This is a genomic window from Frankia sp. AvcI1 (assembly GCF_001420875.1).
Taxonomy (GTDB): Bacteria; Actinomycetota; Actinomycetes; order Frankiales; family Frankiaceae; genus Frankia; species Frankia alni.
On record NZ_LJFZ01000007.1, the window covers coordinates 129,032 to 141,095 of the forward strand.

Genomic DNA, 12,064 nt, shown 5'->3' on the forward strand with positions numbered 1-12,064 from the left:
GAGCCGAAGGCTTCAGGACATGACCCGGATACGCCTTGCCGGTCGCCCTCGTCGCCCTCTGGTCGGGGCTGGGGGGTGGCCGCCCCGCTCGACCGTGTTCAGCCGTGCTCGACGCCCGCGGACCTGGCGGTCAGCGGGCGGACCTGGCCGTCAGCGGCAGGACGATCTGGTCGACGACGGCGGCGACGAACTCGTCGGGCACGATGGGCTCGCGGATCAGCGAGTACTGCACGAGCATGGCGGGTCCACTGGCGGCCACGAGCTCGCTGGCGGACTCGGGCCGGATCTCGCCGCGCTCGGCCGCCCGGCGCAGCACCTCCCCGATGAGCCGCACGCACGGCTCGACCACGTGGTCGATGATCGTCTGGCGGACGGCGGGACGGCCGCAGCCCGCCTCGGCCGACACGAGCTGGAGCGCCGTGCCGCGAGTGGCGCTGAACGACGCCTGCACGCAGCGAAGCAGCGCGTGGACGTCGGCGCGCACGTCGCCGGTCAGGGGTACGTCGCCCGGGTTGGGCAGCCGGTACCGCACGGCGTCGGCGATCATGTCTTCCTTGGCGGCCCAGCGGCGGTACAGCACGGTCTTGCTGGTGCCGGCGGCGGCCGCGACCCGGTCCATCGTCAGGTTGGCATAGCCGACGGTCCGCAGCTGGTCGAAGACCGCGTCGAAGATCGCCGCCAGTAGCCCGTCACCGCGGCGGCGGGTGGCGACCGCGCCGGTGCGGGCGGCGCCGGTCACCGTCGCGCGCGGTGCATCGGCGGGAACCACGCCCACGATCGCCTGCCTCCCGTCCCGTCGGCCGGCCGGATCGACGTCGATCGGGCGCCGGCGGCGGATCGACGGCCCGGTGCCGAGGGTACCCGGGCAGGGGGTTGGCGCGGGCCGGGCAGGTCGGCGACGAGGTGGGTGTTCGGGTGNCGGCGCTCTGCTACCCTCCCGCATTGGATACGGATTCGTATCTTAAGAAGTCTGGTCGGGAGGCTGCCATGTCCTCGTCCCCGTCGTCCTCGTCCCCGGCGTCCATGTCCCCGTCGTCCATGTCCCCGGCGTCGTCCTCGTCGGCGGGGCAGACCGCTGCCGAGCCGTCGCCACAGGAGGCGAGGCGCGCCCGGATCGCGCTGGTCACGATCGTGACCTGCCAGCTCATGCTCGTCCTCGACATCACGATCGTGAACGTCGCGCTGCCCAGAATCCGGGAGTCCCTCGGCTTCTCCGCCACCGACCTGGCGTGGGTGATCAACGCCTACACGCTGGCCTACGGCGGCCTGCTGCTGCTCGGCGGGCGGGCCGGGGACCTGATGGGGCGCCGGGCCACCCTGCTCGGCGGAATCGCCCTGTTCACGATCGCCTCGCTGCTCGGCGGCCTGTCCACCGCGCCGTGGATGCTCGTCGCCGCCCGCGTCGGGCAGGGCGTCGGGGCCGCGTGCGCGTCGCCGAACGCGCTGGCGCTCATCGCCGCCAACTTCCCGCCGGGCCCCGCCCGCACCCGGGCGATGGGGGCGTGGGCGGCGGTGGCCGGCGTCGGCGGCTCGATCGGGCTGATCGCCGGCGGAATGCTGACCACCTGGCTGTCCTGGCGGTGGGTCATGTTCATCAACGTGCCGTTCGGGCTCGTCATCCTGCTGCTCGCCCCGCGCTACCTGCGCACGCCGCCGCGTCGCGAGGGCCGCTTCGACGCGGCCGGGGCGCTGAGCTCCGTGGTCGGGCTCGCGTCCGGCGTCTACGGGTTCCTGCGTGCGTCCTCGGACNGATGGGCAGACGGGCGAACCCTCGGCGCCTTCCTGCTCGCCGTCGTCGCGCTCGCGGCGTTCCTGGTCGTCGAGTCGCGGGCCGCGCAACCGGTCGTCCCGCTGCGGCTGGTCGCCGAGGCCGCCCGCGCGCGGACCTATCTGCTCATGCTGCTGCTGACCGGAAGCATGCTGAGCATGTTCTTCTTCGGCACCCAGGTCCTGCAGGAGGTCCTCGGGCTCAGCGCCCTGCGGGCGGGGCTGGCGTTCCTCCCGCTGTCCCTGGGGATCCTGGTGTCGGCCTCACGGGCGTCGAGACTGCTGNCGAGGACGGGCCCCAAGCCGCTCATGCTGGTGGGCGCGGCGCTGAGCACGGGGGGCATGCTGTGGCTGGCGCAGGTGTCGGTGACCAGCAGCTACATCTCGGTCGTGCTCGGGCCGCTGCTGCTGTTCGGCGCCGGTCTGGGCCTGCTGTTCGTGCCGCTGAGCGTGAGCCTCGTCGCGGGTGTTCCCGCCGAGCACTCCGGCGCGGCCGCCAGCATGATGGTCACGACCCAGCAGGTCGGCGGCTCGCTGGGCCTGGCCGTCCTCGTCACCGTCTTCGGCGGCGCCGCCCGGCACGCACGCGGCGACGCGCCGGGCGGCCTCGCCCCCGGCGAGCTGGCGAGGTACGTCCTGGCGCACGGGGTGGCCGAGGCGTTCACCGTCGGCGCGATCGGCGTCGCGGTCATCTTCCTCACCGTGCTGCTGACCCGTCCGATCCCGGTCGGGGACACACCGCGGCCATCCGTTCCCGACCCCGCGACGGAGGCGGGAACGGAGGTGACGGGAACGGCCGGGGCCGGGGCGCTTGACGGTGGCCGGATCTGACAGAGACGTGTCACTGCCGCCGTGGCGGGCCAGCACCTGCTGCGCTGGGGCGCGGACGTCGAGCTCGCCGACGTGGTCCGCGACGCGATCGCGGGGCACCTCGACCCCGCCACCGTCGGCGATCCGCGTCCCGAGGTCGCCGGGCTGATCCTCGGCGCGCTCGTGGACGCCCTGGGAGTGGGCCTGGCGGACGTGCCGGCCGCACTCGTCGACGACATCCTGACGGGTGAACCACGGCGTGCGCCCGTACGTGATGCCGACGAGGGCGGTGGCGAGGCGGGCAAGGGCGGCGGCGAAGCCGGCAGGGACCGCAGTGATGACCGCAGTAGGGACTGCGGCGCGGCCGGCACAGGAGAGGCGGAGCATGCCAGCGGTGCACGCAGCTGCGGCGGCGGGGTCGGGCGGCTGATGGGCAGACGGCCCGCACGCCGCGGCGTCCCGTCGCCTGCCGACGTGCCCCGCGGGCTCGACCCGGCGGTCCTCGACGTCGTGCCCGTCCCCGCCGGGCTGTGGGCGCGGGCGCCGGGCATGCTGCCTCCCGCGCCCGACGAGCCGGCGCTGCACGCCCTGCCGCCGCGGTCGGGGGGGATCTGCGTGATCGTCGGGGCACCGGGCGAGCCCGTGCCGGACGTCCCCGTCGTCGCGGACCTGCTGCGCGCGATGCCGGCCGCCGACGACCCCGACGGGATGCACGTGGTCCGCTACGGCGTCGACCCGGCGGACGGACCCTGCCTGCCGCAGCGCCTCGCCGACCGGCTGGGTCGTCCGGTGCTCGCCCAGCACGGCCTGCTGCTGACCGGCGCCGACGGCTGGCCGCGGGTCAGCGCGATCGACGTCGGCCGTGCCTGCTGGTGGCACCCGCTCGCCGAACAGTCCGTCTACCCGCCGGCCGGGCCGCCGCGCGTGGCCCGCTGGCGGGCGCCCGCGCCCTGGTTGACCGACCTCGGCGGTGGCTGCTACCGCCTGCAGGACGACTGGCTCGTCCAGGTCGTCCCGGCCGGTATCGCGTTGCGCCACGCGGGGTGGCCGGCCGATCCCGACGTCGACGCCGCGCCGCACGACCCCGGCCGGTTCGATCTGTTGCTCGACGCACCGGCGGCCGGCCTCGTCGCCGGACTGAGCGACGGTCTGCTCACCGCGCTGGGCCGGCTCGCCGACGCCCTGCCCGGCCCGGCCCGCCTTCGGCTGCGGGTGGTGCTCCCGGCGGGCCTGGGTACGGCGCAGGCGCTGCGCCTGCGCTGGGCGGTGCCGGCGCCGCAGCAGGTCCGGTCCGGTCCGTCGACGACCGCGCCGGCGAACGCCGGCAGCCCGGCGGGGGAGCCGGCAGCGGAGGCGCCGCCGCCGGCGGAGTCGCTGGCGGAGGCGCCGCCGCCGGCGGAGTCGACGGCGGAGGAGTCGCCCGAGAGGGCGCCGGCAGCAGCGCCGCAGGGGGCGCCCGAGCGTCCGATCCCCGTTCCCGCCACGCTTCTGGCGGTTACCCGCGACGGTCGGGTGCAACTGGTGAGACCGTCGGCCGTGGTCGTTGGACGACCGCCCGCACGGTGATCTGCGAAGGCACGCGTCGATCTCGTGGACGTGGAACGATCCGCCCGTGGACGACGCGCGTTCGGCTCTGACCCGCGGCCCGGTCGCAGCCGCTCCTGCGGCCTGCCCACGCGAGGACGGTGCGCCGACGTGCGGGTAGCGCTTGCCGACGACGCCGCCCTGTTCCGCGAGGGGCTGTTGCTGCTGCTCACCACGGCCGGATACGAGGTCGTCGGCTGCGTCGCGGACGGCGACGCGCTGCTGGACCTGCTGGCCGTCGAACCGGTCGACGTCGCCATCGTCGACATCCGCATGCCGCCCGGCGCGGAGGGCGGCCTCACGACGGCGGCGCGGGTCAGGGCCCGCCACCCGGACACCGGGCTGCTCCTGCTGTCGCACTACGCCGAGACGCTGTACCTCATGCGTTTCCTGGAGATCGGCACCGAGCGGATCGGCTACCGGCTCAAGGAGCGGATCGCCGGGGTGCAGGTCCTCACCGACACCCTGGCCCGCATCGACGCCGGGGAGATNGTGATCGAACCGGTGCTCGCTCGCCGCCTCGTCGACCGCCCCGCCGGCCCCAGCGGTCCGCTGGCGACGCTGAGCCCCCGCGAGTCGGACGTGTTGCGACTGATGGCGGAGGGCCGATCCAACAACGGCATCGCCGCCGCCCTGTACCTGTCGGCGAAGTCGGTGGAGAAGAACATCGCCAGCATCTTCACCAAGCTGGACCTGCCCGCCGACTCGGCGGCGCATCACCGTCGGGTGCTGGCGGTCCTGCGCTACCTGGACGCCCGGGCATCGGGAGACTGACCGGCCGTGGACGCTCCATCCCGACCCGCGCGTCGCCGACCTCCTGCGCGTCGCCGACCTCCTGCGCGTCGCCGACCTCCTGCGCGTCTCCGCCGTTGGGGTGACTCCCGGTGACGGTCGTGCCGCCCGGGGTGGTGCGGCCGGCGTGGGTCGTACTCACCGAGGATGTCGCCCCCCTGCCCGCCGGCGCCACCCTGGGGCAGCGGGTCGCGCCGCTGCTGCGCAACCTGGCCCTGGCCGCCGGCACCGGCCAGGCGAACCTCTGGCTGCCCGAGGACCCGCCGCCCGACGGCGTCGCGAACGCCGGGCCGGGCCGACCGGGGGTGCGGGCGGTCGCCGCGGTCCGCGACGGCGGAACGCAGGTCGGCGAACTGGTCGTCACCGACGGGGAGGACGGTACGGCCGCGGCGGTGCCGGCCGAGCTGCTGGCCCAGACGGCCGACTGCGTGGCGCTGCTGCTGCGCGAGGTCCGTGCGGACGCCGCGCAGCGGGAGCAGGCGGTCCACGCGGCCGGCCTCGCGCGGCGGGCGGCGACGGTCGAGGCGGACCTTGCCGCGGTGCTCGACGTCGAGCGGCACCGTCTGGCCGGCTGGGTGCTGACCGGGACGACTCGCCGGCTCGCGGAGGTGACCCTGCGCTGGCGGGAGTTCGCCGCGGCGGCCCGCGACGAGCCCAGCCGGACCCTGGCCACCCTGCGCGAACTTCGGGCGGCCGTCGACGACCTGATCGACGACTTTCGCACGGTGGTGCGGGCCGTGCACCCCTCGACCCTGCGCAGCCGGGGGACGGCGGCGGCACTGGGGGAGTTGGCCGCGAGCCTGCCCCGGCGGGTGCACTGCACCGGCGACCTCGGGCGGCGGGTCGGCTGGGAGGTGGAGTCCGGGATCTACCACGCGACGGCGGTGGTCTTCGCCGCCGTGCCCGCGACAGCCGACGCGCCGCTGTCGGTCCACTTCTCCCGGGTCGGCGAGCGCCTCGCGGTGCGGGTGTGCGACCCGGCCGGCTCGGCGCAGCGACTGCGGGCCGCCCTCGCCGACGACGCCCGGCTGCTGGCCGCGCTCGGCGGGGGGCTGCGCTGCCAGGCGTCCCCGACCGGCGCGGCGCTGGTCGACATCTGGCTGCCGCAGCGGCTCGCCGGCGACGACGATCCCGGCCCTCCGCCGCTCCCGCCGGCCCCGCACGTCCCGCCGGCCCCGCACGTCCCGCCGGCCCCGCACGTCCGGCACGTCCCGCCGGCTCCGCGGCGGTGAGTGCACAGGGGCGCTCAGAGGGGCACGGTGCCGGCGACCCTGGTGCCCGCCCCGGGTGCCGAGCTGACGTGCAGCGAGCCGCCCACCGCGGCGAGTCGGGCCCGAAGCTGCGCCAGGCCGGTGCTGGCGGCGTCGGCCAGGCCCGGCCCGGCGTCGGCGACCTCGAACCACAGCCCCTGATAGGTGTTGCGGACGGCGACGATCACGGCGGCGCCCGGTGCGTGCTTGTGCGCGTTGTTCACCGCCTCGAGGCAGGTGAAGTACACCGTGCTCTCGACGCTCGGCGGATAGCGGCGGGCCCGGACGTCGGCGCTGATGTCCAACGTGACGTTGTGCGCCTCGCGGAAGCTCAGCGCCAGTGCCGGAGCCAGGCCGGCGGCCTGCAGCGGCACGGGCGTGATCCCCGCCGCGGTGTCGACCAGCAGCTGCTGGGTGCGGTCGAGCCGGGCGCCGAGATCGGCCACCGCCGTGGTGGCGGTGTCCTCGTCCGTGGTGGCGGTGGCCAGCCGGTGTTCGACGACGGCGGCGGCCAGTTGCAGCGAGACCAGGTGTAGCTGCGCGCCGTCGTGCAGATCCCGTTCGAGGGCGTGGCGCTCGCTCTCCATCCGGGACGCCGCACGCTGGCGGGCGTCCGCGATCCAGGCGAGCACGTCCTGACCCCAGCGGCGGGCCGCACGCGCCCCGGTCTGCGCCGCCGCACCCGCGATGACGACGCCGAGCACGGCCGCGACCTCGTCCAGGCGTCGCCGCTCGTCCAGGCGTCGCCGCTCGTCCAGCTCAGGGAGCGCGGTCAGGGTCACGAGGAGAGTGGCGACCTCGACCCCGTGATGGCGGATCGGGTGCGCCGAGGTGACGGTCGCGGCCGCGGGACCGTCTGCCCGTCCTGGCCTCGACCACCGGTGTTCCCACGGATCCTGTGGGTCCAGCACCCGCAGGACGACGAGTTCCGCTCCGACCTGTGCGCCGATCCACGCCACCACCGGGGTGAGGTCGCCGCCGCGGGGGCCGGCGGAGGGCAGCTCGGCGGCCACCCGCAGCACGCCGGGCGCGAGTGAGGCGCCGGGGTCGAGCGGCCCCGCGGGAGCGGACGGTGTCATGGCGCAGGCTCCTGCCGTGGGCGCGTAGCTGGTGGTGATCGCGGGATGGTGTGCGGGAGCACCGTGACGGCTGGTGCCGGTCGGCTGCGCCGGAGCCCAACCCTGGGTGCTGGCGCGGTTCCGCGGAACACCAAGATCATCCGACTGGGGTTCGGGCTGAGGCATCGTCGTGCTCTGCCGGTCACGCGTGGTGTGAAGACTGGCCGGAGGCAGCCGCGGCCGGGGTGGTGGTCAGCGGATGCAGGAGGTCGTGNCCAAGGAGACACGCCTCCTATCCGGTCTGACCGCGCAGCACGGCGACGAGTGCCGCCAGCAGCAGGACGGTGACGGCCAGGGCCGCGATCACCGCCGGGCGTCGGTGATGACCGGGGGGCGAGGCCGCGGGGTCCGTCGCGGGCCGGCGCAGGGGCCCGGCCGGCGCACTGCCCGCGAACCCGCGGGCCGCGGATCCAGGGGTGGGACGACCGACGACCACGGGGAGGTAGGACGCCGGCGGCGGCGCTGGTGGCGGCGGCGCTGGTGGCGGCGGCGCTGGTGGCGGTGGCAGCGGCGCTGGTGGCGGTGGATGAGGAGAAGGAGGAGGCGGAGGGGGCGGCGTGGTGGCGGGCCGGCGGGGAGCGGTCGGTCGCGGGAGCGTGCCGGCGGCGGCGCGGTGGGGGGTGGCCGGTTCGAGGAGCTGGGCGGCGATCCGGGCCGCGCCGAGCGCCACCAGGTGCTTGGGGTGCGCGTTGACGACGGTCGGGCGTCCCAGGGCCGACTCGACCGTGCGGGCCACCGCGGGGATGCGGGAGGAACCGCCGGCCAGCAGGACCGCCGACAGATCCGCCGGCTCGACCCCGGCGGAGCTCAGGGTGCGGTGCAGCGCGTCCACGGTGGAGTGGATCGCCGGGCGGACCATGTCCTCGAACCGCGCGCGGGTGAGCCGCACCTCGGCGCGGGCGGTCGGCAGGAACACCGGGATCACGGTCTCCTCGTCGAAGGAAAGCGCCTCCTTGGCAAGCACGCACTCCTGCCGCAGCCGGGCCAGCGCGACGGCACCGGCGTGGTCCTGCGGATCGATGTCGCTGACGGCCCCGCCCAGCTCCCGGTCGACGTGATGCACGACGGCCTCGTCGAAGTCGAGGCCGCCGAGCCACTCCACGCCCTCGGGCAGGCCCAGGATCTCCATTCCGCCCGCGCGGAACCGCAGGACGGCCGTGTCGAACGTGCCCCCGCCCAGGTCGTAGACGGCGATGATCGCTCCCGGTGGGAGCGGGCGGACGGCGGTGTAGTGGGTGGCGGCGGCCACCGGCTCGGTCACCATCCGCACGTCGCCGACCCCCGCCAGCCGCGCCACCTCGTCGAACTGCTTCATCCGGTAGGGGCCCCACACGGCCGGCCGGCTCAGGACGATGGTCTCCGGCGGCGCCCCCTGCAGGTCGGTGACCGCGCGCACGGTGTCGCCGAGCGAGGCGGCCAGCAGCGCCGCCGGGGAGAACGGGGCGTCGCCCAGCATCAGGGGAGTGGGATCGCCGAGCCGGCGCTTGTACCCCAGGGCCGCGTGGGCGGGCGCCAGCGCCGCCCGGCGCACGGCCGCCTCGCCGGTCAGCAGGCGGCCGTCCGGGCCGGCGTGGACCACGGCGGGGGTGGCGACGCTGCGGCTGCCCAGGCTCACCATCTCGGTGTGGCCCCAGCGGCCGAGACCCGCGGAGACGGGATGACCGACGGCCACCGCGGTGAAGGTGGTCCCGAGATCGACTCCGAGTCCGTACCTCACCCTGCCCGACTCCCGCGACGTTCGGTCCGCATGACTCCTCCACCCGGTGCCCCGTCAGAGTAGAAGGCCGGCGACCCTACGTGGCCGGAGTTGTCCTGTTTTTCACCAAGACGACGCCGGGACGACCGGACGGCGCGCGGAGGCGCGGCTACCGACGGTGATCCATACGGTCCTGCTGCGCCGCGTCGAAGGACCGCCGGGCCTGCTCGACCCGGTCGACGTTGGCCTGCGACCAGCCGGCAAGCGCGGCGAACAGCGGGGCGAGGCTGACGCCGAGTTCGCTGATCTCGTACTCCACCCGCGGGGGCACCTCCTGGTGGTAGGTGCGCACCACCAGCCCGTCGCGTTCGAGCTGGCGCAGCCGCTGCGTGAGCACCTTGGGCGTGATGGTGCCGATCCGCCGCTCCAGCTCCACGAACCGCTGCCGGCCGAAGGTGTGCAGCGTCCAGAGGATGGGAGTGGTCCAGCGGCTGAAGACGATGTCGACCACCGGCGAGACGGGGCATGCCTGCTGCGGGTGCAGNGCGGTCGCCGGCGCGGCCGGGGACGGCCGGGTCTGGGGCGGGTCGAGCACGGTCACCTCCGGGATAGTGGCTTTCTTCTAGGTTCCTAATGTAGCCGGAATGCTAGCTTCGCGATGCATTCGACCAACGCTGTCGAACTGGCTCGTGCCGGGGGCCCCGAACCTCCGGTCCGCCGTTGTGCGCCGTTGCGCGCCGCCGAAGCAGGAGCACTTTCATGTCCATNCCGGAATCCGTGCGGGGCACGGTCGTCCGCTCTTCTCCGCCGACCGGGTCCGGCCGCCGGCCCGGNCTCATCCTCGCCTTTCTCAGCATTGCCGGCTTCATGACTTTCCTCGACGTCTCCATCGTGAACGTCGCCCTGCCGACCATCGAGGACAAGCTCGACATCTCCGCGACACGTCTACCGTACGTGGTGACGACCTACGGCATGGTGCTCGGTGGATTCCTGCTGCTGTGCGGACGCCTCGCGGACACCTACGGCCGCCGCCTGATGTTGCAGACCGGGCTGACGCTGTTCGCGCTGTCCTCCCTGCTGGGTGNGTTCGCCCAGGAGGCGGTCCAGCTCATCGTCGCGCGCGGGCTGCAGGGCCTGGGTGCGGCGTTCCTCGCCACCTCGGCGCTGAGCCTGTTGACCAGCAGTTTCCCCGAGGGGCCCGCACGCACCAGGGCGCTCGGCGTGTGGGGTTCGCTCAGCGGCGTGGCGTCCGTGGCGGGCGTGACCCTCGGCGGCCTGCTGACCGACGGCCCCGGCTGGCGCTGGATCTTCTTCATCAACGTGCCGATCGGCCTGCTCGGCGCGCTGCTCGCGCCAGGCGTGGTGAACGAGAGCCGGGCCGACCGGCGAAGCTCCTCGTTCGACCTCGCCGGCGCGGTCACCCTGACCGCCGGCCTGGTCCTGCTGATCTTCTCTCTCGGGCAGACCGTCGACGACTCCGATCCGCCCGTCGGGCTCATCGCGGCGGGATTCACCGTCTCCGCGCTGCTGCTCGGGGCGTTCCTGCTGATCGAGCGACGCGCCCGCGATCCACTGATCACGCTGGGAATTCNCCGTCGGCCGTCGTTGCGCGCGGCGAACCTCGCCGCGGTGCTCCTGTTCGGCAACGTGGTGACGCTGTTCTTCTTCGCCAGCCTCTTCATGCAGCAGGTTCTCGACTATTCGCCGCTGCGGACCGGGCTGGCATACGTGCCGCTCGCGGTCATCGTGGCGGTCGGCGCGGGAATCGCCGCACAGCTCGTCACCAGGGTGCCCGTCGGACTGGTCCTCATGATCGGGCTGCTGCTCACCGTCGGGGGCATGCTGCTGCTGTTCCGAGCGCCCGTCGACGCCTCCTACCCGGTCGACCTGCTGCCCGCCTTCCTCGGTACCGGTCTGGGGCTCGGCCTGTCCTTCGTGCCGATCCAGGTCGTGGCGTTCACCGGCGTCCGCGAACACGAGTCGGGTCTCGCCGCCGGCCTGATCAACACCAGCCAGGAGGTGGGCGGCGCGATCGGCCTGGCGGTCGCCGCCACCTATGCCTTCCGTGACCTCGCCGAGCGGACGGACCGGGCGCACGGCGTGCCCGCGCTGGTGCACCAGGCGCGGGCCGACGTCTTCCACGACGCCTTCCTCGCCGGGGCGTTCTTCGCCGCCGCCGCCCTTCTCGTCACGCTGGTGCTCCTGCCCCGCACCCGCCCCGATCGAACGGGTGTTTGATAGTCTGGGTCGGTGGAGGTCGCCCCGTTCCAGGCGTCGCTGCTCGATGCGGCGGCGTCGGTCGAGGTCGGTCCGCTCGCGGGGGCCGTGCGCCGGCGTGTGCTGTCCGCGGGCGCGTGGGTGGATCTGCGGCCGCGCTGGGTTGAGGGGGCGGATGCCCTGTTCGAGCGGCTGCGCGACGGGGTCCCCTGGCGGGCCGAGCGGCGTTCCATGTACGAGCGGGTGGTCGACGTCCCGCGGCTGCTGGCCTTCTACGGCGGCGGCGAGGCNCTGCCCGACCCGGCGCTGGCCGCGGCGCGCGACGCGCTCGACGAGCGCTATGCGGCCGAGCTGGGGGAGCGGTTCGTCACCGCGGGCCTGTGCCTGTATCGCGACGGCCGGGACAGCGTCGCCTGGCACGGCGACCGGATCGGGCGCGGTGGCCGGCAGGACACGATGGTGGCGATCGTCGTGCTGGGCTGCCCCCGGCCGCTGCTGCTGCGCCCGCGTGGCGGCGGCCCGGCGCTGCGCTTCGAACTCGGCCACGGCGACCTGATCGTCATGGGCGGAAGCTGCCAGCGCACCTGGGACCACGCGGTGCCCAAGTCGGCCCGCCCGGTGGGTCCCCGGATCAGCGTCCAGTTCCGCCCGCGNGACGTGCGCTGAGGTCCCCACCGCCCGCGGCAGGCGCACACCGGCGGATCGGTTTGTTGACAGATCGGTCCAGTGCGCGACGGGAGTGACCGGGCCGACCTGGGTACCGCCTTCGCAGCGGAGCGGTCGCGGGGCCGCACGCAGGCGAAAGGCGGTGGCGGCCATGGTCGATCAGG

General features: G+C 74.7%; 10 protein-coding genes and 5 pseudogenes. 11 read left to right on the forward strand and 4 right to left on the reverse strand.

Annotation, left to right across the window (positions count from 1 at the left end; genetic code table 11):
* Positions 1-130 precede the first annotated feature (130 nt).
* Positions 131-775 (reverse strand): TetR/AcrR family transcriptional regulator, encoded by a 645-nt coding sequence (locus UK94_RS09700; protein WP_083866797.1) that lies wholly within the window; start codon positions 773-775, stop codon positions 131-133.
* Between the two features lie 212 nt (positions 776-987).
* Here UK94_RS09700 and UK94_RS46015 point away from each other — a divergent pair.
* The 7 genes and pseudogenes from UK94_RS46015 to UK94_RS09725 form a co-directional block, all read left to right on the forward strand.
* On the forward strand, positions 988-1,749 hold a 762-nt coding region (locus UK94_RS46015; RefSeq protein WP_235487225.1), incomplete at its 3' end, for an MFS transporter.
* 1 nt (position 1,750) lies between these two features.
* Positions 1,751-2,052: pseudogene (locus UK94_RS46020) on the forward strand (MFS transporter); the annotation flags it as partial.
* A gap of 1 nt (position 2,053) precedes the next feature.
* A pseudogene (locus UK94_RS46025) lies at positions 2,054-2,598 on the forward strand (MFS transporter); the annotation flags it as partial.
* Between the two features lie 21 nt (positions 2,599-2,619).
* Positions 2,620-4,143: a hypothetical protein gene (locus UK94_RS34625; protein ID WP_055749542.1), complete on the forward strand. Its 1,524-nt coding sequence runs from the start codon at positions 2,620-2,622 to the stop codon at positions 4,141-4,143.
* Between the two features lie 129 nt (positions 4,144-4,272).
* Positions 4,273-4,652: response regulator (locus UK94_RS46030; protein ID WP_235487226.1), on the forward strand; the 380-nt coding region annotated here is incomplete at its 3' end.
* A gap of 13 nt (positions 4,653-4,665) precedes the next feature.
* On the forward strand, positions 4,666-4,935 hold the full coding sequence (locus UK94_RS46035) for a LuxR C-terminal-related transcriptional regulator (protein ID WP_268761283.1): 270 nt from the start codon (positions 4,666-4,668) through the stop codon (positions 4,933-4,935).
* Positions 4,936-5,045: 110 nt separating this feature from the next.
* Complete coding sequence (locus tag UK94_RS09725; protein ID WP_055749543.1) at positions 5,046-6,185, forward strand: hypothetical protein; 1,140 nt, start codon at positions 5,046-5,048, stop codon at positions 6,183-6,185.
* A gap of 14 nt (positions 6,186-6,199) precedes the next feature.
* Here the strand turns inward: UK94_RS09725 and UK94_RS09730 are convergent, their stop codons facing one another.
* The 3 genes from UK94_RS09730 to UK94_RS09740 all read right to left on the reverse strand — a co-directional run.
* Entirely contained in the window at positions 6,200-7,282 is a 1,083-nt protein-coding gene (locus UK94_RS09730; protein ID WP_055749544.1) for a histidine kinase, read from the reverse strand.
* 271 nt (positions 7,283-7,553) lie between these two features.
* Positions 7,554-9,038, reverse strand: a complete 1,485-nt coding sequence (locus tag UK94_RS73310; protein ID WP_055749545.1) for an Hsp70 family protein — start codon at positions 9,036-9,038, stop codon at positions 7,554-7,556.
* Positions 9,039-9,186: 148 nt separating this feature from the next.
* On the reverse strand, positions 9,187-9,561 hold a 375-nt coding region (locus tag UK94_RS09740; protein ID WP_268761268.1), incomplete at its 5' end, for a helix-turn-helix domain-containing protein.
* A 311-nt stretch (positions 9,562-9,872) separates the two neighbouring features.
* Between UK94_RS09740 and UK94_RS46050 the strand changes: the two genes are divergently transcribed.
* The 4 genes and pseudogenes from UK94_RS46050 to UK94_RS46070 all read left to right on the forward strand — a co-directional run.
* A partial coding sequence (locus UK94_RS46050) for an MFS transporter (protein ID WP_268761284.1) occupies positions 9,873-10,101 on the forward strand: 229 nt, incomplete at its 3' end.
* Between the two features lies 1 nt (position 10,102).
* A pseudogene (locus tag UK94_RS46055) lies at positions 10,103-10,608 on the forward strand (MFS transporter); the annotation flags it as partial.
* Position 10,609: 1 nt separating this feature from the next.
* A pseudogene (locus UK94_RS46060) lies at positions 10,610-11,255 on the forward strand (MFS transporter); the annotation flags it as partial.
* Between the two features lie 270 nt (positions 11,256-11,525).
* Positions 11,526-11,887, forward strand: a pseudogene (locus UK94_RS46070) (alpha-ketoglutarate-dependent dioxygenase AlkB); the annotation flags it as partial.
* Between the last annotated feature and the right edge of the window lie 177 nt (positions 11,888-12,064).

Coding starts and splice junctions, on each gene's coding strand:
- UK94_RS09730 (WP_055749544.1), bottom strand. CDS start 7,282: ATGACACCGTCCGCTCCCGCGGGGCCGCTCGACCCCGGCGCCTCACTC.